Annotated in this window: 19 protein-coding genes and 1 other RNA gene; 12 read left to right on the top strand and 8 right to left on the bottom strand. The window is 62.0% G+C overall.

Annotated elements, in window-relative coordinates:
* Window positions 1–66: 66 nt before the first annotated feature.
* The 7 genes from F8197_RS10410 (at window position 67) to F8197_RS10380 (ending at window position 8,251) form a co-directional block, all read left to right on the top strand.
* The gene (locus tag F8197_RS10410; protein ID WP_152881753.1) at window positions 67–1,026 is read left to right on the top strand and encodes a LysR substrate-binding domain-containing protein; all 960 of its coding nucleotides are present in this window, start codon (window positions 67–69) and stop codon (window positions 1,024–1,026) included.
* Between the two features lie 177 nt (window positions 1,027–1,203).
* A complete protein-coding gene (locus tag F8197_RS10405; RefSeq protein ID WP_152881752.1) occupies window positions 1,204–3,774 on the top strand; it encodes a TonB-dependent receptor in 2,571 nt (856 codons plus the stop codon).
* A 96-nt stretch (window positions 3,775–3,870) separates the two neighbouring features.
* A complete protein-coding gene (gene galA / locus F8197_RS10400) occupies window positions 3,871–6,768 on the top strand; it encodes a beta-galactosidase GalA (protein WP_227012178.1) in 2,898 nt (965 codons plus the stop codon).
* Between the two features lie 132 nt (window positions 6,769–6,900).
* The gene (locus F8197_RS10395; protein WP_152881751.1) at window positions 6,901–7,188 is read left to right on the top strand and encodes a hypothetical protein; all 288 of its coding nucleotides are present in this window, start codon (window positions 6,901–6,903) and stop codon (window positions 7,186–7,188) included.
* Window positions 7,185–7,496 carry a cell division protein ZapA gene (locus tag F8197_RS10390; protein ID WP_019922972.1) on the top strand — a complete coding sequence of 104 codons (312 nt, stop codon included), beginning with the start codon at window positions 7,185–7,187 and terminating at the stop codon, window positions 7,494–7,496. The genes F8197_RS10395 and F8197_RS10390 overlap by 4 nt, the downstream gene beginning before the upstream one ends.
* A gap of 55 nt (window positions 7,497–7,551) precedes the next feature.
* Window positions 7,552–7,730, top strand: a non-coding RNA gene (gene ssrS, locus F8197_RS10385) — 6S RNA.
* Window positions 7,731–7,792: 62 nt separating this feature from the next.
* Window positions 7,793–8,251: an EVE domain-containing protein gene (locus F8197_RS10380; RefSeq protein ID WP_056141017.1), complete on the top strand. Its 459-nt coding sequence runs from the start codon at window positions 7,793–7,795 to the stop codon at window positions 8,249–8,251.
* An 88-nt stretch (window positions 8,252–8,339) separates the two neighbouring features.
* Here the strand turns inward: F8197_RS10380 and lgt are convergent, their stop codons facing one another.
* Both lgt and F8197_RS10370 read right to left on the bottom strand, forming a co-directional pair.
* Complete coding sequence (gene lgt, locus F8197_RS10375) at window positions 8,340–9,215, bottom strand: prolipoprotein diacylglyceryl transferase (RefSeq protein WP_152881750.1); 876 nt, start codon at window positions 9,213–9,215, stop codon at window positions 8,340–8,342.
* On the bottom strand, window positions 9,209–10,123 hold the full coding sequence (locus F8197_RS10370) for a LysR family transcriptional regulator (protein ID WP_152881749.1): 915 nt from the start codon (window positions 10,121–10,123) through the stop codon (window positions 9,209–9,211). Before F8197_RS10370 ends, lgt begins: the two co-directional genes overlap by 7 nt.
* A gap of 133 nt (window positions 10,124–10,256) precedes the next feature.
* Between F8197_RS10370 and ilvD the strand changes: the two genes are divergently transcribed.
* A complete protein-coding gene (gene ilvD, locus F8197_RS10365) occupies window positions 10,257–12,119 on the top strand; it encodes a dihydroxy-acid dehydratase (protein WP_152881748.1) in 1,863 nt (620 codons plus the stop codon).
* A 147-nt stretch (window positions 12,120–12,266) separates the two neighbouring features.
* On the top strand, window positions 12,267–12,587 hold the full coding sequence (locus F8197_RS10360; protein ID WP_019922967.1) for a c-type cytochrome: 321 nt from the start codon (window positions 12,267–12,269) through the stop codon (window positions 12,585–12,587).
* Between the two features lie 78 nt (window positions 12,588–12,665).
* On the opposite strand, the gene F8197_RS10355 is transcribed toward F8197_RS10360, so the two are convergent.
* The 5 genes from F8197_RS10355 to folD all read right to left on the bottom strand — a co-directional run bounded on the left by F8197_RS10355 (window position 12,666) and on the right by folD (window position 17,804).
* On the bottom strand, window positions 12,666–13,814 hold the full coding sequence (locus F8197_RS10355) for a branched-chain amino acid ABC transporter substrate-binding protein (protein ID WP_056141002.1): 1,149 nt from the start codon (window positions 13,812–13,814) through the stop codon (window positions 12,666–12,668).
* A 219-nt stretch (window positions 13,815–14,033) separates the two neighbouring features.
* Window positions 14,034–14,429 (bottom strand): hypothetical protein, encoded by a 396-nt coding sequence (locus F8197_RS10350; protein WP_019922965.1) that lies wholly within the window; start codon window positions 14,427–14,429, stop codon window positions 14,034–14,036.
* Window positions 14,426–14,851: a DNA polymerase III subunit chi gene (locus F8197_RS10345; RefSeq protein ID WP_152881747.1), complete on the bottom strand. Its 426-nt coding sequence runs from the start codon at window positions 14,849–14,851 to the stop codon at window positions 14,426–14,428. The genes F8197_RS10350 and F8197_RS10345 overlap by 4 nt, the downstream gene beginning before the upstream one ends.
* A gap of 11 nt (window positions 14,852–14,862) precedes the next feature.
* Window positions 14,863–16,941 carry a M3 family metallopeptidase gene (locus tag F8197_RS10340; protein WP_152881746.1) on the bottom strand — a complete coding sequence of 693 codons (2,079 nt, stop codon included), beginning with the start codon at window positions 16,939–16,941 and terminating at the stop codon, window positions 14,863–14,865.
* Between the two features lie 17 nt (window positions 16,942–16,958).
* A complete protein-coding gene (gene folD, locus F8197_RS10335; RefSeq protein ID WP_056140993.1) occupies window positions 16,959–17,804 on the bottom strand; it encodes a bifunctional methylenetetrahydrofolate dehydrogenase/methenyltetrahydrofolate cyclohydrolase FolD in 846 nt (281 codons plus the stop codon).
* Window positions 17,805–18,072: 268 nt separating this feature from the next.
* Between folD and aceE the strand changes: the two genes are divergently transcribed.
* From aceE to lpdA, 3 genes are all read left to right on the top strand, one after another.
* Complete coding sequence (gene aceE, locus F8197_RS10330; protein WP_056140990.1) at window positions 18,073–20,763, top strand: pyruvate dehydrogenase (acetyl-transferring), homodimeric type; 2,691 nt, start codon at window positions 18,073–18,075, stop codon at window positions 20,761–20,763.
* An 81-nt stretch (window positions 20,764–20,844) separates the two neighbouring features.
* A complete protein-coding gene (gene aceF, locus F8197_RS10325) occupies window positions 20,845–22,497 on the top strand; it encodes a dihydrolipoyllysine-residue acetyltransferase (RefSeq protein WP_152881745.1) in 1,653 nt (550 codons plus the stop codon).
* Between the two features lie 9 nt (window positions 22,498–22,506).
* On the top strand, window positions 22,507–24,297 hold the full coding sequence (gene lpdA / locus F8197_RS10320) for a dihydrolipoyl dehydrogenase (RefSeq protein ID WP_152881744.1): 1,791 nt from the start codon (window positions 22,507–22,509) through the stop codon (window positions 24,295–24,297).
* Between the two features lie 7 nt (window positions 24,298–24,304).
* Here the strand turns inward: lpdA and F8197_RS10315 are convergent, their stop codons facing one another.
* Window positions 24,305–25,687, bottom strand: coding sequence for an aminomethyltransferase family protein (locus tag F8197_RS10315; RefSeq protein ID WP_152881743.1), 1,383 nt, complete (start codon window positions 25,685–25,687; stop codon window positions 24,305–24,307).
* Between the last annotated feature and the right edge of the window lie 41 nt (window positions 25,688–25,728).

Raw genomic sequence — 25,728 nt, 5'->3', positions numbered from 1 at the left:
CCGAACGCGGCTTCGCCACGCTAGTCGCGCGTGCTCTACCTTTCGGGCGGTATAATAATCGCCAATATGACCGATTCCCGCTCCGACCGCTTTGTCCGCTCCCACCTGAAGACCCGCCACCTGGTATTGCTGGTGGAACTCGGCCGTCACGGTTCCATCGCGCACGCGGCGCAAGCCGCCAATTTGACTCAACCCGGTGCGTCCAAACTGCTGGGCGAGCTTGAACACGCCCTCGGCGTGCAACTGTTCGAACGCCTGTCGCGCGGCGTGGCGCCCACCTGGTATGGCAAGGTGCTGATCCGCCGCGCCGGTGCGGCGCTGGCCGAGATGGACGCGGCGCACCAGGAAGTGATGGAACTGCTGTCGGGCCTGCGCGGACGGGTCGGCATCGGCTCGGTGCTGGCGCCAGCCACCTCGCTGGTGCCCAAAGCTATCAATTTGCTCAAGTCGCGCCATGCGCGCGTGCACGTGTCGGTCAAGATGTCCACCAGCAAAGTGCTGGTGGAACGGCTGCGCAGCGGGGAGCTCGACCTGGTGGTCGGCCGCATTCTCGACACCGCTGCCGCCGACGAACTGCATTTCGAACCGCTCACCGACGAACCGCACCTCTTGATCGCGCGTAGCGACCACCCGCTGGCAGGTCGTACCGATTTGCAGCTCGAAGAACTGGTGCGGCAATGCTGGATACTGCCGCCGGCCGGCAGCATCCTGCGCGATCGCCTGACGGCCCTGTTCCTGTCGCACGGCCTCGAGCAGCCGGCCGAAACCGTCGAGACGCAAGACTTGCCGGTGGTGGCCAGCCTGCTGATGAACAGCGACATGATCGTCGCCCTGCCGGCCGAAGCGGTACACGCCTACCTGCAAACCGGCCTGATGGCGATCCTGCCGTTCGACCTCGGCGTGAGCATGGATTCGTTCGGTATTGTGACGCGCAAGCGACACCAGCTCTCCCCTGGCGCCGACGCCATGCTGCTGGCGCTGCGCGACACCGCCACCACCATGTATCCCCACTACACCAAGCCGTAAACAGCAAAGCTGACAAACTGTTTACGCTTTTTGTATGTCTGATATACGAACTTGATATGGGCCAACGTCAATAAGCTATTGGCCTCTCAACTTCGGTTTCGATAGCATCCCGTCTTATCCGTCCGATGTGGTTCAAAGATCAGAGACGGAACTACATAGACACTGGAGATGCACATAATGAAACACAAGAAAATGAGCCTGCTGATCGCGACCTTGTTCAGCACCCCGTTGATGGCGCAACAAGCGTTCGCGCAAGAAGCACAAGCAGAGGCAGCAGCACAGGCAGCAGCACCAGCGGCAACTCCCGCAGCGCCGGTCGCCGGCGAAATCCAGCAAGTAAACGTGACCGGCATCCGTGCGTCGGTGCGTAACGCGCTGGCCGTCAAGGAAGCTTCCAACAGCATGGTGGAAGTGATCGCGTCGGAAGACATCGGCAAACTGCCGGACACCACCATCGCCGAATCGCTGGCACGCCTGCCAGGCCTGTCGTCGGGTCTCGATCGCGGTAATGCCTCGCAGATTGTTGCGCGCGGTATGGGCCCACGCTTCATTTCCGCGACATTGAATGGCCGTGAGCTGGCGTCGTCGGAGCCTAACCGCGCCGTGCGTTTCGAGCAGTTCCCGTCGGAGTCGCTGAGCGGCGCGACCGTGTACAAGACCCAAAACGCCGACCTGGCCGAGGGCGGCATCGCCACGTCGATCGACCTGCAAACGGTCTCGCCACTGAAGTACAACGGTCGCCAGATCAACCTGAAGGCCGATGCGCTGTACTATCCGATCGCCAAGGATGTTCCTGGTGCCAAGACCACCAAGCCCCGCGTAGGGGGCGTCTGGATCGACCAGTTCCTCAACAAGACTCTCGGTGCTGCCATCGCGTTCAGCTACCAGGACCAGCCGTCGGTCCAGAAGAACATCAGCCACTGGGGCTTTGACCCGGCCACCAAGGCGCCGTGGGGTTTCCAGGACGATGTCCGCCGCGGCACCAACGAACGCAGCAGCGTGTTGGCCAAGGTGGAATACAAGCCCAACAGCGATATCCTGATCACGGCCGACACGTATTACGCCAAGTCCGCGATCAAGGAAGATCAGCTGCAGCACTGGACTGAAAACCTGTCCAACATCGGCAACTACAGCAATCCCCACATCATCGACGGCTACTATGCCGGCGCGACGGCGGACTGGACAAAAGTGGTCAACAACCACTCGCGCTGGAAGCAGGATGGCAGCGTGGCGGCCAGCGGCTTGAACGGTAAGTTCAATGCCGGCGAATGGAAAATCGAGGCCGATCTGTCTACCTCGCACGCGCTGCGCAGCAGCCAGTGGGCCGACGTGCGCCAGTGGAGCAACGACTTTGTCAAGACTACTTGGGATTTCACGGGCAACAAGAACCAGTCGTACAGCTTCGGAATGGACACGGGCAACCCGGCCAACTTCAGCGACGCCCAGTTGTTCGTCGATACCGACGGCCACGTCAAGGACCGTCTGGACGCCTTCTCGCTCAGTGCCAACCGTGCGATCGACAACAGCATCTTCAGCCGCATCAAGTTCGGCGTCCGCGCTACCGATCGCACCAAGAACTATTACCAGACCACTTGGCAAGCCGGTCCGTCCGCCATTCCTGCGTCGGCGTTCGAGACGGTCAAGGTGGACGGCTTCCCTGCGTACATCGCGCTGAAGGATTTCGGCAGCATCGTGCACTCGACTTTCGGCAGCGATGCCACCAACCCGACCGGCCGCACCCTGACCGAAAATGACCTGCTGTCGAGCTGGGAAGTCAAGGAGCGCAGCAAGTCGGCTTACGTACAGGGTGACCTGGACGGCGTAGCATTCGGCAAGACCTACCGCGGTAACGTTGGCGTACGTCTGGTGCACACCAAGACGGACAGCTTCGGCATTGGCAAGACTCCCGCTTCCACCCTGGAAGTGGTCGAACAAGGCACGTCGTATACCGAGATCCTGCCGAGCCTGAACTTGATCCTCAATCTCGACGAAGCACAGGAGCACCAGGTGCGCTTTAGCGTGGCACGCGCCATGTCGCGTCCGCCGATCGACGAGTTGCGCGCATCGCGCAGCCTGAGCCTGTCCGGCGCCGGCAATCAGACCGGTACCGCCGGTAATCCCGATCTGAAGCCGATGATGGCCAACCAGGTCGACCTGGCCTACCAGTGGTACTTTGAAAAAGGCTCGCTGATTTCGGTCGGTGGCTTCTTCAAGCAGCTGCAACGCTACATTGCCATCACCCAGAACGAGAATGAAATCACGCGTTCGGTCAATGGCGACGGCGGCAACGTCCGTGGTGTCGAGCTGGTGTACCAGCAGGCATTCACCGGCCTGCCGGCGCCGTTCGATGGCCTGGGTATCGCCAGCAATTACGCGTACACCGCCAGCACCGTGCGTGAACAGGTCCCGGTCGGTAACCCGTTCCCGATCGAAGGCCTGATGCGCAACAACGGCGGCCTTACGCTGTGGTACGAGAAAGCCGGCTACGAAGCCCGCATCTCGGCGACTCATCACAGTTCTTTCGTACGCAACCCAGGCTGGAGCGCGGGCAAGCTGCTGGTCAACGAAGCGGAAACCTACCTGACCCTGAACCTGGCCAAGCAGATCACACCGAACGTGCAAGTGCGATTCGGCGTGGATAACCTGACCAACCAGAAGGGTGTCTATACCGGCGCCAACAATCCGCTGCAACAGGAAGTGACCGAATACGGCCGCCGCTATAACCTGGGCCTGTCCTTCAAGCTGTAAATTTTCCGTTGTACCTTTGTTTTATCGTGGTTTGCGGAGCAGTGCTTAACGGTGCTGCTCCGTTTTTTTTTAGCCCAAGTTGTAAGGGAGCCAAGCTTGAACAAACTGCCTCACTGGCGGCGCATCTGCGCTGCCGTCCTGCTGCTGGCCGCCAGCGCCGCCGCACACACTGCTGCGCACGCCGCCGCACCGATCAAACCCCACATTACCGACGCCACCGTCAAGGCCGGGCGCGAGCGCCTGTCGCTCGACCGCGGCTGGCTGTTCCACCTCGGCGACGTGCGCCAGGCGCCGATCGTCGGCCACGAAGAATCGTATAGCAACGCCAAGGCCGGCAACGCGCCCGGCGCTGCCGGCGCCGAATTCGACGACTCCGACTGGCGCCGCCTCGACCTGCCGCACGACTGGGCCGTCGAAGGACCGTTCGACCCGAAAGCCAATATCTCGCAGGGTTACCGCCCGCGCGGCATCGGCTGGTATCGCCGCTATCTGCAGGTCGATCCGGCCGACCGTGGCCGCCACTTCGAGCTGCAGTTCGATGCGATTGCCACCCACGCTACCGTGTACGTCAACGGCAATGTCGTCAACCGCAACTGGTCCGGCTACAACGCCAGTAATATCGATATCACGCCTTACCTGACCTATGGTGACGCGCTCAATACCATCTCGATCCGCGTCGATGCGGAAGCGATGGAGGGCTGGTGGTACGAGGGCGCCGGCATGTATCGCCACGCGTGGCTGGTCAAGCGCGCACCGGTGCATGTGGCCACCGATGGCGTGTATGCCGTTCCCCGCGCCGGCAAGGGCCGCGACTGGACCCTGCCAGTGGAGGTGACACTCAATAACAGCGGCAAGAAGGCGTCCGACGTGACGGTGGAAGTGACCGTGTTCGACCCGGCCGGCAAGCAGGTGGGCCGCCAGTTGGCCAAGGCCAGCGTGGGCGTATTGAAAGACGCCACCGTCAAGCTGCCGTTCAAGATCAACGATCCGGCCCTGTGGTCGATCGCCAAGACCAACCTGTACAAGGTCGTCACGCGCGTGCTGGAAAACGGCAAGGCGCAGGACGAAGTGGCGCTGCACACGGGTTTCCGCACCATCCGCTTCGATGCCGAAAAGGGCTTCTTCCTCAACGGCGAACACCTTAAACTGCAAGGCGTGTGCATCCACCAGGATCACGCCGGCGTCGGTGTCGCGATTCCCGATGCGGTGTGGGAGTATCGCCTGCGCCGCCTGAAGGAACTGGGCGTGAACGCGATCCGCTTCTCGCACAATGCGCCAGCCGCCGAAGTGCTCGACATGGTCGATCGCATGGGCTTCGTGGTGATGGACGAGAACCGCAACTTCAATCCGTCGCCGGACTACATGAAGCAGCTCGAATGGATGGTCAAGCGCGACCGCCATCACCCCGGCATCATCCTGTGGTCGGTGTTCAACGAAGAACCGGTGCAGGGATCGGAAGTGGGCTACGAGATGGTGCGCCGCATGTCCGCTGCCGTCAAAGCGCTCGACGATACCCGTCCGGTCACCGCGGCCATGAACGGCGGCTTCTTCAGCGACCTCAACGTGGCGCACGCGGTGGACGTGGTGGGCGCCAATTACCAGGTGCCCGATTACGACCGCTTCCACGCGGCGTATCCGACGGTGCCGTTCACCAGCTCGGAAGACACGTCCGCGTTCATGACACGCGGCGTGTTCAAGACCGACAAGCAAAAGAACCAGATCGCCAGCTACGACGACCTGGCCGACGCCGCGCAGTGGGGCAATACCCACCGCGATGCATGGGAAGCGATTGCCAAGCGCCCGTTCGTGGCCGGCGGCTTTGTCTGGACCGGGTTTGATTATCGCGGCGAGGCGACGCCCAATGAATGGCCGTCGGTCAGCTCGGTGTTCGGCATCATGGACCTGAACGGCTTCCCGAAAAACGCCTACTACATCCACCAGGCGCAATGGATCAAGGATCGTCCGCTGATCCACATCGCGCCGCACTGGAACTGGGCCGGCAGCGAAGGCAAGGACATCCGCGTGATGGTGATGGCCAACGTCGAACGCATCGAACTGCTGTTGAACGGTACCAAGCTTGGCGAACAGAAGGCCGATCCGTTCCGCATGAATTACTTCAATGTCGCCTACGCGCCGGGCAAGCTCGAAGCCATCGGCTACAACGGCGGCAAGGAAGTCGTGCGCACGGCGGTGGAAACCACGGGCGAGCCGGTTTCCCTGGAACTGGTGCCGGACCGCGCGGACCTGGCCGGCGATGGCCGTGACGCCATGCCGATCACGGTGCGCGCGCTGGACGCCCAGGGCCGCGCAGTGCCGCTGGCCGATCCGACCGTGACCTTCAAGGTCACCGGCGGCGGCCGGTCGATCGGCCATGGCAATGGCGACCCGACCTCGCACGAGGACGAGAAGGGCGCCACCCGCCGCCTGTTCAACGGCCTGGCGCAGCTGATCGTGCAGACCAGCTACGACGCCACCGAGCCCGTCACAGTGGAGGCGAGCGCGCCTGGCCTGAAAGCGGCCACGGTGACGATCCCGGTGAAAGCCGTGCCGGCCGTGCCGTTCGTGGCCAGCGCCGATGCACCGCTGACGTTCGTGCGTACCTGGCGCGTGGCGCCGCCGGGTGACACCCGTCCGAACCCGAACCAAAAGATCGACAGCTTCGACATGAATACCTGGGGCTGGGGCCAGCCGCCGATGTGGGGCGCAGCAGGCAGCAAGTTCAACCTGTACCGGTCGAGCTTCACGCCGCGCAAGAACCTGGCTGACGGCAATGGCCTGATCCGCTTTGCAGGCATCAAGGGCAAGGCGGAAGTGTGGATCAACGGCAAGCTGGCAGGCAAGAAGGAGAGCTTTGCCAACGAACCGCTGGACTTGCCGTTGCCAGCCGGTACCGGTAAACGCGAGATCAGCGTGATTGTCGAAGCCGAACCGGGCCAGGCTGGCGCCCAGGGTAGCGGCATCACCGGCAACGTGACGATCGAGCCGAAACAGTAAAAACAGTAAAAAGTCAGCGATTTGCGCGCCGAATGTCCGGCGCGCAAATAGTTAACTTGCGTTTTACTTAAAATTCGGGGCCGCACACGTGATTCGGTTGACGGCACCCCGCGCCCTGCCTATAGTGGCGGGATGATTTCAGACTTCCAAGAACTATCCGACAAGATCGACCAGCTGGCCGAGATGACCAATGCTTTGCGCCGCGAAAACGCCCAGTTGCGTCAGGCCAATGCCGCCCTCGTGGTGGAAAACATGGGATATCAACGCCGCTTGAGCGAGGCCGCCGACCGTGTGCAGGCGCTGCTGGTGCACGTGCCGTCGCTGGTGCCGGAGCCTGTGCCGGATGAAGACGAAGTCGCATCAACTGAACAACCAGCTGGCGATGCCGCTGCCGCTGCGGAAAAAGAGGAAGTACGATGATCGAGCTCGACGTTACCATCATGGGCCAATCGTATCGCCTCATGTGCAAGGCCGACGAAGAACGCGCGCTGCGCGAAGCGTCCGTCATGCTCGACAAGAAAATGACCGGCATCCGCGCAGCGGGCCGGGTCAAGGGCAACGACCGCATTGCCGTCATGGCCGCGCTCAGCGTGGCGGCGGAATTCCTGTCGATCAAGGCGCCGCAAGGTCCGTTGTCCGACATGTCCATCCTCGAAGTGCAGACCAAGATCGCCGCCATGCACAAGGTGTTGGATACCGCACTCACACCGCAAGAAGCGCTGTTTTAACGGTTTTTTAATCATCAAACTCCTTCCTTTGCGACGGACAAGAGAGTAAACTGGCGTCACCCTGCAGTGTTCGTGAATGTCATATATTCCTTGAACCATTTGTTTGCACCGGTCGTGGGATTTTGTTTGGTGGGCGTGAGCATCGCTTGTTCGATGAACCCGAAATTGAACTAACCGTGACCACCTGAGCCATTAGGTTCGGGATGCCGGCATAACGGCACAAGCGGGGTACTAATTCCTTAAAAAGCGGTTGGCGTGCAAATGCCCAGCCGCTTTTTTTCGTCTGGAGATATCGTATGCAATACTGGTTGATGAAGTCCGAACCCGACGACGTGAGCATCGACGATCTCATGGCGTCCCCCCAGCACACGACCGCGTGGTACGGCGTGCGCAACTACCAGGCGCGCAACTTCATGCGCGACCAGATGCAGCAGGGCGATGGGGTGCTGTTTTATCATTCGAGCTGCCCGCAGCCCGGTATTGCCGGCCTGGCAGTGATTGCCAGCGGTCCTTATCCGGATGCCTCGCAGTTCGACCCCAAGAGCCATTACCACGACCCCAAGGCCACGCAGGAGCAGCCGCGCTGGATTTCGATCGACGTACAGGGAACGCAGAAGACGCGGCTGCTGCCGCTGGCCGAGATGCGCACCATCGCAGCGCTGGAAGACATGGTGGTGCTGCAAAAAGGCAGCCGCCTGTCCATCACGCCGGTGACGCCGGCGCAGTGGCAGGCCATCGTCAAGCTGCTGGCGTAGAGCGCTGACAAATCTCCAGAGCTGCGTTGCAGCTCCTCGCCGTACAGTCGTACTGTCTTCGTCGCTGCGCCTTGCTCTGAAGGCTTTGTCAGGCGCTCTTCGCAGGTTCTGCGCGCGGCACGGTGGGCGCCGCGCCGCGCTGGTTTACCTTATACGCCCACACCAGCATGGCAATGCCACCGACAATCATCGGCAGCGACAGCGCCTGGCCCGACGTGATCGGAACGCCCAGAATCTCACGTTCCCAGTCCGGCGTACGGAAGTACTCGGTAAAGAACCGCGCGCAGCCATACAGCAGCGTGTAGAACGCGCCGACCGCCAGGCGTGGCCGCTCTTTGCGCGAGAACAGCCACAGGATGACGAACACCAGCAGGCCGTCGATCAGCATTTGGTAAATGGGCGACGGATGGCGCAGGCCTTGCAGGAAGATCGGGTTCGGGTGCAGCGGGAACGAATTATCGGGCCACAACATGGCCCACGGCAGCGACTGGTCGGCCACCACGCGGCCCGGCAGTTCGGCGTTGATGAAATTGCCCAGGCGGCCGGCGGCGTAGCCGAGCGGCACCAGCGGCGCAATGAAGTCGTATACGTCGAGGATGTTGCGGCCGGCCTTGCGCGCCCACAGCGACATGGCGATCAGCACGCCGATGAAGCCGCCGTGGAACGACATGCCGCCATGCCACACCTTGAAGATCTCGATCGGATCCGAAAAATATTTAACCGGGTCGTAGAACAGCACTTCGCCGAGGCGTCCGCCGATGACCACGCCCAGCATGCCGTAAAACAGCATGTCGTCGAGGTCTTCCTTGCGCCACAGCTGGGCGGCGATGTGCGGCTGCTTGATGCGCACGCGGCCGAGCGTAATGAACAGCGCAAAGGCGAGGACGTACATCAATCCATACCAGTGGATCGCGACCGGTCCCAGGTGGATGGCGACCGGATCGGGCATCGGGTGTATCAGCATAGGGCGGTTTTCCTTACTTCGTTCCTTAATAATTCCAAAAAGCCGCGCAGCACGGGCGAAGCATTGTCGCGTCGCCAGGCCAGTCCGGTTTCGACCAGCGGCGTGGTGTGGGCCAGCGCACGGTATTCTACTCCGGGACGCATGAGGTTGGAGACCGACTGCGGCACCAGCGCCATGCCCATGCCGGCCGACACCAGGCCGACGATGGTCTGCATCTGGATCGCCTGCTGGCCGATTTCGGGCGTGACGCCGGCGTCGCGGAACACCGACAGGATGGCGTCGTACAGCGCGGGCGAGATCGCGCGCGGGAAGATAATCAGCGGCAGCGCCGGCAATGCGTTCAATGCCGGCTTGCCGCGCTTGTTCAGCGCCGGCAGGCCGGCGGGGACGGCCAGCACCAGCGGCTCGCGCAGTACCGGCAGATAATCGAGTTCGGCGCGCGCTTTGTCGGGCAGCGGCGGGATCAGCAGGCCGGCGTCGATGCGGTTGTGCAGCAGGTCGTCCAGCTGCAGGTCGGACGTGGCTTCCTGCAGCGTGATCTGCACCTGCGGGTAGGCCGCGCGGTAGGCGCGCAGGAACGGCGGCAGCACGCTGTAGTCGGCCGACGAGACGAAGGCCAGGGTCAGGCGCCCGACCTCGCCGGCGGCGGCGCGCTGCACCAGTTGCGGCAGTTCCTGGGCCTGCGCCAGCATGCGGCGCGCCTCGGGCAGCAGCGCGCTGCCGGCCGGCGTGAGCGTGACGCCGCGCCGGTTGCGCTCGAACACGGCCGCGCCCAGCAGTTCCTCGAGCGCCTGGATGGTTTGCGACAGCGGCGGCTGCGTCATGTGCAGCCGCAGCGCGGCGCGGCCGAAGTGCAGTTCCTCGGCGACAGTGACGAAATAGCGCAGCTGTCTGAGTTCCAGGTTCATATGTATTTCTATTCAAATTTTGCTATGTGATATTTTAAACGACTCACAGCACCGACAATCTTATATTTGACAGGGGAGCAGGGCCAAGGCACTCTGTCGTGCTACGTCGCTGCACTATCTTTGGAGAATCACCATGCCAGTCTATCGTTCCCGCACCACCACCCACGGCCGCAACATGGCCGGCGCCCGCGCCCTGTGGCGCGCCACCGGCATGAAAGATGGCGACTTCGACAAGCCGATCATCGCGGTCGTCAATTCCTTCACCCAGTTCGTGCCCGGCCACGTGCACCTGAAGGACCTGGGCCAGCTGGTGGCGCGCGAGATCGAAAAAGCGGGTGGCGTCGCGAAAGAATTCAACACCATCGCCGTCGATGACGGCATCGCCATGGGCCACGGCGGCATGCTGTACTCGCTGCCGTCGCGCGACCTGATCGCCGACTCGGTCGAGTACATGGTCAACGCCCACTGCGCCGATGCGATGGTCTGCATCTCCAACTGCGACAAGATCACGCCCGGCATGCTGATGGCCGCCATGCGCATCAACATTCCGGTGGTGTTCGTGTCCGGCGGCCCGATGGAAGCCGGCAAGGTGGTCAAGGTCGTCAACGGCGGCCAGAAGATCATCAAGCTCGACCTGGTGGATGCCATGATCAAGGCCGGCGACGACACCGTCTCCGACGCCGACGTCGCTGAAATCGAACGCTCGGCCTGTCCGACCTGCGGTTCGTGCTCGGGCATGTTTACCGCCAACTCGATGAACTGTCTGACCGAGGCGCTGGGCCTGTCCCTGCCCGGCAACGGCACCGTGCTGGCCACGCACTCGGACCGCGAGCAGCTGTTCCTGCGCGCCGGCCGCCTGATCGTGGAACTGGCCCGTCGCCACTACGAGCAGGACGACTACTCGATCCTGCCGCGCACCATCGCCAACAAGGCCACGTTTGAAAACGCCATGGCGCTCGACGTTTCCATGGGCGGCTCCACCAACACCGTGCTGCACTTGCTGGCAGCCGCGCACGAAGCGGGCGTGGACTTCACCATGGCCGACATCGACCGCATCTCGCGCAAGGTGCCCTGCCTGTGCAAGGTCGCGCCGATGACCGACAAGTACCACATCGAAGACGTGCACCGCGCTGGCGGCATCATCTCGATCCTCGGTGAACTGGCGCGCGGCGGCCTGCTCGACACCACCCGCCCGACCATCCACGCGCCCACCATGGCCGACGCCATCGAACGCAACGACATCAAGCGCAGCGACGACCCGGCCGTGCACCAGCTGTTCCGCGCCGCGCCAGGCGGCGTGCCGACGCAAACGGCATTTTCGCAATCGGAGCGCTTCGCGTCGCTGGACCTGGACCGCAGCACCGGCTGCATCCGCGACAAGGAACATGCGTACTCGCAGGACGGCGGCCTGGCCGTGTTGTACGGTAACCTGGCCGTCAACGGCTGCATCGTCAAGACCGCCGGCGTGGACGAGAGCATCCTCACATTCAGCGGCAAGGCGCGCGTGTTCGAGAGCCAGGACGATGCAGTCGCTGCCATTCTCGGCGACACGGTGCACGCGGGCGACGTCGTCATCATCCGCTACGAAGGACCGAAAGGCGGCCCGGGCATGCAGGAGATGTTGTACCCGACGTCGTACATCAAATCGAAGGGCCTCGGTAAATCGTGCGCGCTGCTGACCGACGGCCGCTTCTCGGGCGGTTCGTCTGGCCTGGTGATCGGCCATGCCTCGCCGGAAGCGGCCGAAGGCGGCGCCATCGGCTTGGTGGAGGAGGGCGACATGATCGACATCGACATCCCGAACCGCACCATCAACCTGCGCATCACCGACGCCGAACTGGCCGCCCGCCGCGCCACCATGGAAGCCAAAGGCGACATGGCCTGGCAACCGGTGGACCGCGAGCGCTACGTCTCGCAGGCACTGCAAGCCTACGCCGCACTGACCACCTCGGCCGACCGCGGCGCGGTGCGGGACTTGTCGCAGTTGAAGCGTTGAAACCCGAATGTTATTGCCCTGATCATTGAATAGTTAGAAGTTCCTCTCGGTCATCTGCGTCAACCATTGCATTTACTTGTGCGTTAAATTCTGAAGAGAAAAACACTGTAAAATGTAGGGGCATTCGCAGCTTAACCGGAGAGGAATATGAAACGCAATTTGATGATGGTGGGTGTACTGGTCGCGTCGGCGTTCGCATCGCAAGCGGCGATGGCGGATGCCGGTTCGGATCTGGCCAAGGCCAAGAACTGCATGGCTTGCCACGCTGTCGCCACCAAGCTGGTTGGTCCATCCTACAAGGACGTGGCCGCCAAATACGCGGGCCAGAAAGATGCCGAATCCAAGCTCGTCACCAAGGTGATGAAGGGCGGTTCGGGCACCTGGGGCGCGATCCCGATGCCAGCCAACCCACAGGTGAACGAGGCGGAAGCCCGCACCCTGGTGAAATGGGTGCTGACGCAAAAGTAAGCGCTTTTGCGTCCTCCGCTTTACTCCACAAACGACAAACGCGCCTTCGGGCGCGTTTGTCGTTGATGAGGCCGATTTTTATTTGACCACTTCCACCTTGGTCTTCTTGCCGTCGGTGTACGTGAACAAGGTCAGTGCGCCGTCCTTGATATCGCCGTACTGGTCGAACGAGATCAGGCCCGTCACGCCCTGGTACTTGATCTTTTGCAGCACCGGCAGGTACTTGGCCGGTTGCGACGACTTGGCTTCCTGCATCGCGGTGGCCATGGTCATCACGGCGTCGTACACGTATGGCGCGTAGATCTGCACGTTGGCGTTGTACTTCTGCTTGAAGCGCGAGGTAAAGTCGTCCATGTTCTTTTGCTGCTCGGCCGTGATACCGCCGGCCTCGGCGCAATACACCACGCCGTTGGCGGCAGCCGTGCCGGCCAGGCGCGGCAGCGCTTCGGTGCAGATGCCGTCGCCGCCCATGTACTTGGCGGTGATACCCAGCGCCTTCATCTGGCGCAGCAGCGGGCCACCGACCGAGTCCATGCCGCCGAAGAACACCAGGTCCGGGTTCTTGCCCTTGATCGAGGTGAGGATGGCGTTGAAGTCGGTGGCCTTGTCGGTGGTGAATTCCTTGGCGACGATCTGCACGCCCGGGAACGATTTCTTGGCGCCCTTGATGAACTCGTTGGCCACGCCCTGGCCGTAGGCCGTGCGGTCGTCGATCACGGCGATTTTCTTCGCGCCCAGCTTGCCCACTGCGTAGGTACCCAGGGTACCGCCGAGCTTGGCGTCATTGGCCACCACGCGGAACGCCGACTTGAAGCCTTGCTGGGTGTACTTGGTCTGGGTGGTGGCGGGGGAGATTTGCGGAATGCCGGCGTCGTGGTAAATCTTGGAGGCGGGGATCGAGGTGCCGGAGTTGAGGTGGCCGATCACGCCGTTCACCTTGGCATCGACCAGCTTTTGCGCTACGGCCGTGCCCTGCTTGGGATCGGCGCCGTCGTCTTCGGCCACCAGCACGAACTTGACCGGTTTGCCGTCGATCTTGAAGCCCTTGGCGTTCAAGTCTTCGATCGCCATCTTGGCGCCGTTTTCATTGTCCTTGCCGAGGTGAGCCGATGGACCCGAGACCGGACCGACGTGGCCGATCTTGATGACTTCCTGGGCGCTGGCGCTGCCGATGCCGGCAACAGCGAGGGCGATGGCGAGTGGAATGAATTTAGTCTTGAACTGCATTGTCATTCTCCAAAAGTGTTGGTCAACGGGGTCTCGTGAACGCCGCAGGTTTTTCTGCAAGGCCAAAAGGTACAACAATTTGGAGACGGCGCAAAGCGGCAAACGTGATTGTTTTGCGCTTTTATGATGCGTTTCCTGGAATGGTGCGGGGATGCCCGGAATGGGTGCGATCCGCGCACCAGGATGAGACACAATGCGCGAATCGGAAGGCAGGGAGAGTTACTTTTTCTGCGCTTGCAGGTGTACCAGTTCCTGCGAGACGGCGCGGGCGACGATCTTTTCGATGGTGTCGTGCAGGCCGATGCGGATCTCGTTGGTGAGGCCGTGCAGCGCGTGCGTGAGCACTTCGGCCATGCTGTCCTTGATGCGCTGCTCGAGCACGAAATCGACGCGCGATTGCAGCTTGTGCATGATGCGTTCGGCCAGTCGGTGTTCCATCATGGCCCATTCGGCGTCGGTCCAGCCATCGACGGCTTCGGCTTCGAGCGCGGCGGCGATCTCGGCCTTGGTGGGCGCCAGCGGGGCCGTGGCGCCAGGGAGAGGGTCTTCGCCGGGTGCCTCGGTCTTCAGAACTTCGGTCAACACCGGGATGCTGTTATCAAAGGTTGAGCTCATGATTTTCCTGCGACAAAGTGAGTGAGGGGATACTGTTGCTGCTTGTAGGCGACATAGCGCTTGCGGCCGGCAGCCGCATCATCCTCGTCCGAGGAAATCACTTCTATCATGCGCTCGAATCGGTCCACGCGGGAGGGCGCGCGGCGCGACAGATTCACTAATAATTCGGTGTGTGGTAATTCCGCCTCATCGTTGTCGGTGAGTATGATCGGCGTGTGCTCGGCCAGTACATCGCCGGCCAGCACGTGCGGCAGGAAGTCGGTCGTGGAAAAGGTCCACATGGCGGTGTTGAGTTCCGCCAGTTGCTGCGCATCGTCCGCCAGCACCACGATGCGATGGTTGGCGCCAAACGCCTTGCGCGCCAGGCGGCAGGCGTAGGCGACCTTGTCGGGGATGTTGGTGTGGAAGTCGATGCGCGTCATGCTGTCCCCGGTCAGGCGGCCATGCCGCTGTGGCGCAGCAGGGCGTCGATGCTCGGCTCGCGGCCACGGAAGGCCGTGAACGATTCCAGGGCCGGGCGCGAACCGCCCACCGACAGGATTTCGCGCAGATAGCGCTTGCCCGCTTCGGTGGTGGCGTCCGGTCCCAACGCCTTGGCTTCTTCGAACGCGGCATACGCGTCGGCCGACAACACTTCGGCCCACTTGTAGCTGTAGTAGCCGGCCGCGTAACCGCCGGAAAAGATGTGGCCGAACGAGTTCTGGAAACGGTTGAACGGCGGCGGCACCACCAGCGAGAATTTGGCGCGCACGCTGTCGATCATTTGCTGCACAGTCTGACCGGTGGACGCGTCGTAGTCGTAGTGCAGGTGCATGTCGAGCAGCGAGAATTCCACCTGGCGCAGGGTCTGCAAACCGGACTGGAAGTTTTTCGCGGCCAGCATCTTGTCGAACAGTGCGCGCGGCAGCGGGGCGCCCGTGGTCACGTGCGCGGTCATGTGCTCGAGCACGTCCCACTCCCAGCAGAAGTTTTCCATGAACTGCGACGGCAACTCCACTGCATCCCACTCCACGCCCGAGATGCCGGACACGCCCAGCTCATCGACCTGGGTGAGCATGTGGTGCAGACCATGGCCGAATTCGTGGAACAGCGTAATGACTTCGTCGTGGGTGAACAGCGACGGCTGCGCCACGCCATCGACCACGGCCGGCTCGGTGAAATTGCAGGTCAGGTAAGCGACCGGCGTCTGCACGCTGTGGGCATTGGCGCGGCGGCCACGGGCGTCGTCCATCCAGGCGCCGCCGCTTTTGCCGGCGCGCGCGTACAGATCGAGGTAGAACTGGCCGATCAGGATGCCGTCGCGCTCGATGCTGTAGAAGCGCACATCCTTATGCCATACCGGCGCGACGTCGGGCTTGATCTCGACCGCGAACAGGTTCTGGATCTGGCGGAACAGGCCATCGACTACTTTATGCTCGGGGAAGTACTGTTTGACTTCCTGCGCCGAGAACGCGTAGCGGCGCTCCTGCAGTTTTTCGGACGCGTACGGCATGTCCCACGCTTGCAGGTCGTCGATGCCGAGTTCAATCTTGGCAAACTGCCTGAGCTCTTCCAGGTCTTTCTGGGCGAACGGCCGCGCGCGCTGGGCCAGGTCTTCGAGGAAGCCGATCACGTGCTCGGGCGATTGCGCCATTTTTGGTACCAGCGATACTTCGGCAAAGTTCTTGTATCCGAGCAGCTTGGCTTCTTCGTCGCGCAGGCGCAGCAGGGTGACGATGTTTTGCGTGTTGTCCCAATCGTCCTTCTTGCTGAATACATCGCCCTGGTCCGACGCCTTGGTGGCGTTGGCGCGGTACACGGTGGCGCGCAGCGCGCGGTTGTCGGCAAATTGCAGGATCGGGTAGTACGACGGGAAGTGCAGCGAGAACTGCCAGCCCTGCTTGCCGTCCTTTTGCGCGGCGGCGTGGGCGGCTGCTTTGACGTCGTCGGGCAGGCCGGCCAGTTCCGCTTCGTCGGTAACGAGCAGCTTGTAGTCGTTGGTGGCGTCCAGCACGTTTTCCGAGAAGCGCGTGGAGACGGCTGCCTGTTCTTCCTGGATCGCTGCGAAACGTTCCTTCTGGTCGGCCGCCAGTTCGGCGCCGCCCATGCGGAAGTCGCGAATCGCGTTGTCGATGATGCGCTGGCGCGCCGGCGACAGGCTGGCAAAACTATCGGACGCGCGCAAGGCCTTGTACTTGGCGAACAGCGCTTCGTTCTGCGACAGCTCGGTCCAGAACTCGGTCACCTTCGGTTGATTCTCGTTGTAGGTGGCGCGCAGTTCGGGCGTATCCACCACGCTGTTGAGGTGATTGACAATGCTCCAGGCGCGACCAAGCAACTCGGTGGCGTTTTCCAGCGGCGTGACGAAACTGTCCCAGGTCACGTCATCCTGCGGCGCTTCGAGTTGCTGCACCACGGTACGCGAGCGCGCCAGCAGGTGGTCGATCGCGGGCGTGACGTGCTCGGCGAGGATGGCGTCGAAACGCGGCAAGCCGGAAAAGTCGAGAAGAGGATTGGTTGCGTCTGTAGTCATGTCAGTTTCCGGTAGGTTTAAGCGCGCTCGGCGGCTTCGACGGTATTCATCAACAACATCGTAATCGTCATCGGACCCACGCCGCCAGGCACCGGGGTAATGTGCGACGCCACTTCCTTGACGCCGGCAAAGTCCACATCACCGCACAGCTTGCCTTCATCGTTGCGGTTCATGCCCACGTCGATCACGATGGCGCCCGGCTTGACCATGTCGGCGGTCAGCACGTTGCGGCGGCCCACGGCGGCCACCACCACGTCGGCCTGGCGCGTAAATACGCCGAGGTCCGGGGTGCCACTGTGGCAGATGGTGACGGTGGCATTGGCTTGCAAGAGCAGCAGGCCCATCGGTTTGCCGACGGTGTTGCTGCGGCCGATGACCACGGCGTGCTTGCCCTTCAGATCGACGCCGGTGCTTTCGATCAGCTTCATGCAGCCGTACGGCGTGCACGGACGGAAGCCTTCCAGGCCCGTCATCAGTTCGCCGGCGCTGAGCACCGAGTAACCATCGACGTCCTTGGTGGTGGAGATCGCTTCGATCACCTTGTGCGGGTTGATATGCTTGGGCAGCGGCATTTGGACCAGGATGCCGTGGATTTTCGGATCGGCGTTCAGTGCAGCGATACGTTCCAGAAGTGCAACTTCCGACAGGTCGGCCGGGTATTGCTCCTTGAGCGAATAGAAACCGGCATCCTCGCAACCCTTGACCTTGTTGCGTACATACACATGGCTGGCGGGATCGTCGCCGACCAGGATCACGGCCAGGCCGGGTTGTTTGCCTTTGGCGGTGAGCACGGCAGCACGTGCAGCAATTTCAGCACGCAGTTTTTGGGAGAGGGCGATTCCGTCGATCAGTTGAGCAGACATGTTTTAACCAGGTTAGGAGGATTGGAAGAGGGAAGCGAGATTATAAGCGCTAACGCGCCCGGTCCCGCGATTTCCGGCCTTTTCGGATGCTGCACCGCACAAGATTTTCATAGGGAAATCCCACGATATGAAATGACTTATCATAGTTTGAAAAAGCAAAAAATCACTGTTAGAATCCCCACACGTCGTAGAAGTATTGGTAAATAATCAGCGTTCCACAGGCCCGGCAGATGCACCACACGGGCCTTTAACTCAGGAGACTTAACACATGTCAGATCAACTCGACCAGGTACCGGCAAGCACCGACCCTGATTCGCAAGAAACCAAAGAATGGTTGGATTCCCTGGCCTCGGTACTCGAACAAGAGGGCCCTGATCGTGCGCATTACCTGCTGGAACGCCTGATCGACCTGGCACGCCAGAGCGGCTCGGATATCCCGTTCTCCGCCAATACCGCCTACGTCAACACGATTCCCCTGGACCAGGAACAACACTGCCCGGGTAACCTGGAATACGAAGAAAAACTGCGCTCGTGGATGCGCTGGAACGCCATGGCGATGGTCGTCAAGGCCAACCGCGTCGATGGCGACCTCGGTGGCCACCTGTCCTCGTTTGCCTCGCTGGCCAACATGCTGGGCATCGGCTTCAACCACTTCTGGAAAGCGCCGAGCGAAAACCATGGCGGCGACCTGCTGTACATCCAGGGTCACTCCTCGCCGGGCGTGTATGCCCGCGCGTTCCTCGAAGGCCGCCTGACCGAAGACCAGCTGACCCACTTCCGTCGCGAAGTGGACGGTGGCGGCCTGTCGTCGTACCCGCACCCGAAACTGATGCCGAACTTCTGGCAGTTCCCGACCGTGTCGATGGGCCTGGGCCCGCTGATGGCGATCTACCAGGCGCGCTTCCTCAAGTACCTGCACGCGCGTTCGATCGCCGACACCACCGACCGCAAGGTCTGGGCCTTCTGCGGCGACGGCGAGATGGACGAACCGGAATCGCTGGGCGCCATCGGCATGGCCTCGCGTGAAAAACTCGACAACCTGGTCATCGTCGTCAACTGCAACCTGCAACGCCTGGACGGTCCGGTGCGCGGCAACGGCAAGATCATCCAGGAACTGGAAGGCGAGTTCCGTGGCGCCGGCTGGAACGTGGTCAAGGTCGTGTGGGGCCCGGGCTGGGACGCACTGCTGGCCAAGGACAAGGAAGGCATCCTGCGCAAGGTAATGATGGACACCGTGGACGGTGAATACCAGAACTACAAGGCGAAAGACGGCGCGTACGTGCGCAAGCACTTCTTCGGCAAGCATCCAAAGCTGCTGGAGATGGTTGCCAACATGACCGACGACGACATCTGGCGCCTGACCCGTGGCGGTCACGATCCGCACAAGATCTACGCCGCGTTCAAAGTGGCGCAAGAGCATAAAGGCCAACCGACCGTCCTGCTGGTGAAAACCATCAAGGGCTTCGGCATGGGCAAGCACGGCGAAGCACGCAACACCGCGCACAACACCAAGAAGCTGACCGACGAAGCCGTGCGCGAAATGCGCGACCGCTACTCGATCCCGATCCCGGACGATCAACTGGCCGACATCCCGTTCTACAAGCCAGCCGACGACGCACCGGAAATGAAGTACCTGCATGAGCGCCGCGCGGCCCTCGGCGGCTACCTGCCGGCCCGCCGCATGCAAGCGGACGAAAAGCTGACGGTACCGCCCTTGAGCGCGTTCCAGAACGTGCTCGATGCGACCGCCGAAGGCCGCGAAGTATCGTCCACCCAGGCCTACGTGCGTATCCTGACCACGCTGCTGAAAGACCAGAGCGTGGGCGCCCGCATCGTGCCGGTGCTGGTCGATGAATCGCGCACCTTCGGTATGGAAGGCCTGTTCCGCCAGGTTGGTATCTTCAACCAGCAGGGCCAGTTGTACGAGCCGGTCGATAAAGACCAGGTCATGTACTACCGCGAAGACAAGGCCGGCCAGATCCTGCAAGAGGGTATCAACGAAGCCGGTGGCATGAGCTCGTGGATCGCTGCGGCGACCTCGTACTCGACCAACAACCGCGTGATGATCCCCTTCTACACGTACTACTCGATGTTCGGCATGCAGCGTATCGGCGACCTGGTATGGGCCGCCGCCGACATGCGCGCCCGTGGCTTCCTGATGGGCGGCACCGCCGGCCGCACCACGCTCAACGGCGAAGGCCTGCAGCACGAAGATGGCCACAGCCACCTGTTTGCTGCTGCGGTACCGAACTGCATGCCGTACGACCCGACCTTCGGTCACGAGCTGGCAGTCATCATTCAGGACGGTATGCGTCGCATGGTGGAAGAACAGGAAGACGTGTTCTACTACATCACCATCATGAACGAGAACTACCCGCATCCAGGCATCAAGCCAGGCCAGGAAGAGGGCATCCTGAAAGGCCTGTACCTGCTGCAAAAAGGCGACGAGTCGCTGCAGCAGCGCGTGCAGTTGCTGGGTTCCGGCACCATCCTGCGCGAATCGATCGCGGCGCAAGACCTGCTGAAAAACGACTGGAACATCGCGGCCGACGTCTGGTCCGCACCGTCGCTGACGCTGGTGGCGCGTGACGGCCAGGATGCCGAACGCTGGAACCTGGTCAACCCGGCCAAGGAACAGCGCGTACCGTACGTGACGCAACTGATGAACGCCACCACCGGCCCGATCGTTGCCACCACCGACTACATGCGTGCGTTTGCGGAACAGATCCGTGCCTTCATTCCGAAGGACCGTACCTACCGCGTACTGGGCACCGACGGCTTCGGCCGTTCGGACAGCCGCGTCAAGCTGCGCGAATTCTTTGAAGTGAACCGTTACTACATCACGGTCGCCGCACTGAAATCGCTGGCCGAAGAAGGCAAGCTGGACGTGTCCGTGGTTGAACAGGCCGTGGCCAAGTACAACCTCGATCCGAACAAACCGAACCCAGTGACCCAGTAATACCCGGTCGCGCCGCGCCACTCCCGCCCGAAAGCAGGAGTGGCGTTGGCGAAGGTACAAACAGAATACGGAGCAAACGCTATGAGCATTGTGGAAGTTAAAGTCCCGGATATCGGCGACTTCAAGGAAGTGGAAGTCATCGAGCTGATGGTCAAGGTTGGCGACACCATCAAGGTGGACCAGTCGCTGGTCACCGTTGAATCGGACAAGGCCAGCATGGAGATTCCATCGTCGGCCGCCGGCGTGATCAAGGAAATCAAGGTCAAGGTCGGCGACAAGATCGCCGAAGGCGGCCTGCTGTTGCTGCTGGAAGGCGAAGCTGCTGCTGCGCCTGCGCCAGCCGCTGCTGCCGCTCCTGCACCTGCCGCCGCTGCGCCAGCACCTGCTGCTGCACCAGCCCCTGCACCGGCTGCCGCCGCTGCCGGTCCGGTGGACATCGCGGTACCGGACATCGGCGACTTCAAGGAAGTGGAAGTGATCGAAGTGATGGTCAAGGTGGGCGACACCATCAAGGTGGACCAGTCGCTGCTGACCGTGGAATCGGACAAGGCCAGCATGGAAATTCCATCGTCGCACGCCGGCGTGGTCAAGGAAGTTAAAGTAAAAGTCGGCGACAAGGTTGCCATGGGTACCATCGTGTTCGTGGTTGAATCGACCGGTGGCGCTGCTGCTGCCGCTGCTCCTGCTGCCGCCGCACCAGCACCAAGCGCCGCGCCAGCCGCTGCTGCTCCTGCGCCAGCGCCGGCTGCTGCCGCAGCTCCAGCTGCAGCAGCATCGCAAGGCTCCGTACAAACCGGCAAACTGGCCCACGCTTCGCCATCGATCCGCAAGTTCGCGCGCGAACTGGGCGTGGACCTGGGCAAGGTGCCAGGTTCGGGTCCGAAAGGCCGCATCACGCAAATCGACGTGCAGAACTACGTCAAGGGCGTGATCGCCGGCAGCATCGCAGCCCCTGCGGGCGCGGCATCGTCTAACGCTGGTGGCGGCAACTTCAATGTGCTGCCATGGCCGTCGCTGGACTTTTCCAAATTCGGTCCGACCGAGCTGCTGCCGCTGTCGCGCATCAAGAAGATCAGTGGCCCGAACCTGCACCGCAACTGGGTGCAGATCCCGCACGTCACGCAGTTCGACGAAGCGGACGTCACCGACCTGGAAGAATTCCGCGTCGATACCAACAACGCCAACGCCAAGAACAAGGATGCCGCCAAGCTGACCATGCTGGCATTCGTGATCAAGGCGTCGGTTGCCGCGCTGAAGAAATTCCCGTCGTTTAACTCGTCGCTCGATGCGAAGGGTGAAAACCTGATCCTCAAGCAGTACTACAACATCGGCTTCGCGGCAGACACGCCGAACGGCCTGGTGGTCCCGGTGATCAAGAACGCCGACCAGAAATCGGTCTCGCAGATCGCCCGCGAAATGACCGAACTGTCCTTGCAAGCGCGCGACGGCAAGCTCAAACCGGCCGACATGCAGGGCGCCACCTTCACCATCTCGTCGCTGGGCGGCATTGGCGGCACGCACTTCACGCCGATCGTCAACGCGCCGGAAGTGGCGATCCTGGGCTTGTCCAAGGCATCGATCAAGCCGGTATGGGACGGCAAGGCCTTCCAGCCACGCCTGATGATGGGCACCTCGCTGTCGTACGACCACCGCGTGGTTGACGGCGCCATGGGCGCTCGCTTCTCCGTGTACCTGAGCGAAGTGCTCGGCGACATGCGCAAAATTCTGCTGTAAGGAGCGACTATGAGCACAGAAGTGAAAGTGCCGAATATCGGCGACTTCGCAGAAGTTGAAGTAATCGAAGTGATGGTCAAGGTCGGCGACACCATCAAGGTGGACCAGTCGCTGATCACCGTGGAATCGGACAAGGCGTCGATGGAAGTGCCATCGTCGCACGCCGGCGTGGTCAAGCAGGTCTTGGTCAAAGTGGGCGACAAGGTCAAGGAAGGCGTGGCGATGCTGGTGATCGATGCGGCTGCCGGCGATGCGCCTGCTCCTGCCGCCGCTGCTCCGGCACCGGCTGCTGCTGCACCTGCTGCTGCACCTGCACCTGCGGCTGCTCCTGCAGCCCCCGTGGCGGCACCTATCGGCGGCAGCTACAGCGGCCAGGTCGATGTCGACTGCGATATGATGGTACTGGGCGGTGGTCCTGGCGGCTACTCGGCAGCGTTCCGCGCGGCCGACCTGGGCCTGAACACCGTGATCGTCGAGCGTTACGAAACGCTGGGCGGCGTGTGCCTGAACGTCGGTTGCATTCCATCGAAAGCGCTGCTGCACGTGGCATCGGTCATCGACGAAACGCAGCACATGAGCAAGACCGGCGTCACCTTCGCCAAGCCCACCATCGATATCGACCAGGTGCGCGCGTACAAGGAAGGCGTGATCAAGAACATGACCGGCGGTCTGGCCGGCATGGCCAAGGCACGCAAGACGCAAGTGGTCACCGGCGTGGGCCAGTTCCTGAGCGCGAACCACATCGAAGTAACCGCCGCTGACGGCACCAAGAAAGTGGTGCAGTTCAAGCAGGCAATCATCGCTGCCGGTTCGGCCGTCGTCAAACTGCCGTTCGTGCCGGAAGATCCGCGCATCGTCGATTCGACCGGTGCACTGGAACTGCGCCAGATCCCGAAACGCATGCTGGTCATCGGCGGCGGCATCATCGGCCTGGAAATGGCCACCGTGTACTCGACGTTCGGCGCGCGCATCGACGTGGTCGAAATGATGGACGGCCTGATGCAAGGCGCCGACCGCGATGCGGTCAAGGTCTGGCAGAAGTTCAACGAGAAGCGCTTCGACAACATCATGACCAAGACCAAGACGGTCGGCGTGGAAGCGCTGCCCGAAGGGATCAAGGTCACGTTCGAAGCTGCCGAAGCTGGTGCCGCTGCGCCAGCACCACAGGTCTACGACCTGGTGCTGGTCGCCGTGGGCCGCAGCCCGAACGGCAAGAAAATCGCTGCCGACAAGGCGGGCGTGGTGGTCACCGACCGTGGCTTCATCCCGGTCGATAGCCAGATGCGCACCAACGTGCCGAACATCTTCGCCATCGGCGACCTGGTGGGCCAGCCGATGCTGGCGCACAAGGCCGTGCACGAAGGCCACGTGGCAGCGGAAGCTGCCGCCGGCCAGAAGTCGCACTTCGACGTCAAGGTGATTCCATCGGTGGCGTACACCGATCCGGAAGTGGCATGGGCCGGCATTACCGAAGACGAAGCGAAAGCCAAGGGCATCAAGGTCGAGAAGGGCCACTTCCCGTGGGCCGCTTCGGGCCGCGCCGTGGCCAACGGCCGCGCCGAGGGCTTCACCAAGCTGCTGTTCGACGCTGAAACCCACCGCATCATCGGCGGCACCATCGTTGGCACCCATGCCGGCGACATGATCGGCGAAATCGCGCTGGCCATCGAAATGGGCTGCGACGGCACCGACATCGGCAAAACCATCCACCCGCACCCGACCCTGGGCGAGTCGATCGGCATGGCCGCTGAAGTGTACGAAGGCTCGTGCACCGATCTGCCGCCACCGCGCAAGAAATAAGCAATCGTTACCGGTTGCCCGAGATGCCGTTCAGCGTGAGCTGGGCGGCATTTTTTTCGGGTAAGTTCTTGACGTCGATATCGGCATTTTTCGGCAGATCGAGGTAGGGATAGCGCGCTACCGTGGCTCGCAAACGCTGCTGGCGCCCGCCCGGCGGTCCCCACAGTACTTCCACCATTGTTCCGGGGTGCGCATATTCCGGCTGCAACAGGGCCAGTGACAGCATCTGGCGATAGTAATAGCTGAATATTCGGCCGCTGGAAATACCGGCCAGCGCTTCGCCTGCCATGACATCATCGCTGAACACCACCGAGTTGTGCGCGGTCCAGATCGGGTTGGCGGCAAAGTCCATGAACGCGAGATCGGCGTCGGCAAGGAACTGCGACGCATACACCGCCAGCACGTCGTCCCGGTGCCACTCCAGTGTCACCATGCGCCGGTGCGGCGCGGCGACAATGCGCTCCAGCGCGGCGCGGCCGACGAACTCGTGGTCGAACCTGATCATGTGCGACCAGCCCAGTTCCACCGGGTTGGCGTAGCGCTTCTCGATCGCCGCGCCTGCGCTGCCGGGCAAGTCCTGCATGTAAGCGTCCGTGCGACCGCCCAGAAAGGCCATGAAGTCCCGGTCCTGCGTGTAGGCGGGCAGAAAATGGATGTACGACTGCGCAAAGCCGCCCTCCGTGTGGTGCATGCCGTACACCTGCATGCCGATCCGCTCCATAGCGAATGGCTGGCCCGCATTCCAGATGGCGCGGTAGATCTCGTGCGCATCTTCGATGCGTCCATGGATCTCATAGGCCAGCGTGCGCGCCACGCCCAGGCGAAACACGCGCACCGCAATACTGCGGCCTTCACAGGCGATCTGGCTGGTGCGGTGCCAAAGGAAGTCGATATCGCGCAGACTCTCCGACGTCGCCGCTTCCAGTGCGGCCAATGCAAGCGGGCCGGCAACCTGGAACAGGAATGTCTTGCCGGTGAGGTCTTCGCCAGTGACATCGTAGCGGCCCGAAGCGACCAGGTAGTCGATGTATGGATTGAGAAAAAAACACGTGAAATCGGCCTCGCCAATGCGCAAGACGATACCGTCCGCCATCACATTTCCTTGCGCATTGCACATCACCGCATGTTTGGAGCAGCCAATCGAGAACTTGGCAAAGCCATTGAGGCACGCGTCGCGCAACAGGCGCAAGGCATCCGGACCGTGCAGCCGGTAGGGCGATGCCGGGTTCAGGCCAGCATGCAGGTAACAGCTTTTTTTCCAGGACAGCGATTCCTTTTTCCAGCCGCCGAACTGCCATGGCGACAAATGACCAAACGTCGTGTTGTAGTCGGCCACGTCTGGATCGCACGGCAAATAAGGGCTGTGAACAATGGTGTCGATACGGTGCATGGGAAGTCTCCAGTTGAAAGATACCGGTTGGTATGTTATCT

This window comes from Duganella sp. FT27W, assembly GCF_009295655.1.
GTDB classification, from domain to species: Bacteria; Pseudomonadota; Gammaproteobacteria; order Burkholderiales; family Burkholderiaceae_D; genus Rugamonas; species Rugamonas zoogloeoides.
The sequence above is the reverse complement of the archived record's forward strand: the minus strand, read 5'-3'. Positions and strand labels throughout refer to the sequence as shown.

Coding starts and splice junctions, on each gene's coding strand:
- F8197_RS10410 (WP_152881753.1), top strand. CDS start 67: ATGACCGATTCCCGCTCCGACCGCTTTGTCCGCTCCCACCTGAAGACC.
- F8197_RS10405 (WP_152881752.1), top strand. CDS start 1,204: ATGAAACACAAGAAAATGAGCCTGCTGATCGCGACCTTGTTCAGCACC.
- F8197_RS10395 (WP_152881751.1), top strand. CDS start 6,901: ATGATTTCAGACTTCCAAGAACTATCCGACAAGATCGACCAGCTGGCC.
- F8197_RS10390 (WP_019922972.1), top strand. CDS start 7,185: ATGATCGAGCTCGACGTTACCATCATGGGCCAATCGTATCGCCTCATG.
- F8197_RS10380 (WP_056141017.1), top strand. CDS start 7,793: ATGCAATACTGGTTGATGAAGTCCGAACCCGACGACGTGAGCATCGAC.
- lgt (WP_152881750.1), bottom strand. CDS start 9,215: ATGCTGATACACCCGATGCCCGATCCGGTCGCCATCCACCTGGGACCG.
- F8197_RS10370 (WP_152881749.1), bottom strand. CDS start 10,123: ATGAACCTGGAACTCAGACAGCTGCGCTATTTCGTCACTGTCGCCGAG.
- ilvD (WP_152881748.1), top strand. CDS start 10,257: ATGCCAGTCTATCGTTCCCGCACCACCACCCACGGCCGCAACATGGCC.
- F8197_RS10360 (WP_019922967.1), top strand. CDS start 12,267: ATGAAACGCAATTTGATGATGGTGGGTGTACTGGTCGCGTCGGCGTTC.
- F8197_RS10355 (WP_056141002.1), bottom strand. CDS start 13,814: ATGCAGTTCAAGACTAAATTCATTCCACTCGCCATCGCCCTCGCTGTT.
- F8197_RS10350 (WP_019922965.1), bottom strand. CDS start 14,429: ATGAGCTCAACCTTTGATAACAGCATCCCGGTGTTGACCGAAGTTCTG.
- F8197_RS10345 (WP_152881747.1), bottom strand. CDS start 14,851: ATGACGCGCATCGACTTCCACACCAACATCCCCGACAAGGTCGCCTAC.
- F8197_RS10340 (WP_152881746.1), bottom strand. CDS start 16,941: ATGACTACAGACGCAACCAATCCTCTTCTCGACTTTTCCGGCTTGCCG.
- folD (WP_056140993.1), bottom strand. CDS start 17,804: ATGTCTGCTCAACTGATCGACGGAATCGCCCTCTCCCAAAAACTGCGT.
- aceE (WP_056140990.1), top strand. CDS start 18,073: ATGTCAGATCAACTCGACCAGGTACCGGCAAGCACCGACCCTGATTCG.
- aceF (WP_152881745.1), top strand. CDS start 20,845: ATGAGCATTGTGGAAGTTAAAGTCCCGGATATCGGCGACTTCAAGGAA.
- lpdA (WP_152881744.1), top strand. CDS start 22,507: ATGAGCACAGAAGTGAAAGTGCCGAATATCGGCGACTTCGCAGAAGTT.
- F8197_RS10315 (WP_152881743.1), bottom strand. CDS start 25,687: ATGCACCGTATCGACACCATTGTTCACAGCCCTTATTTGCCGTGCGAT.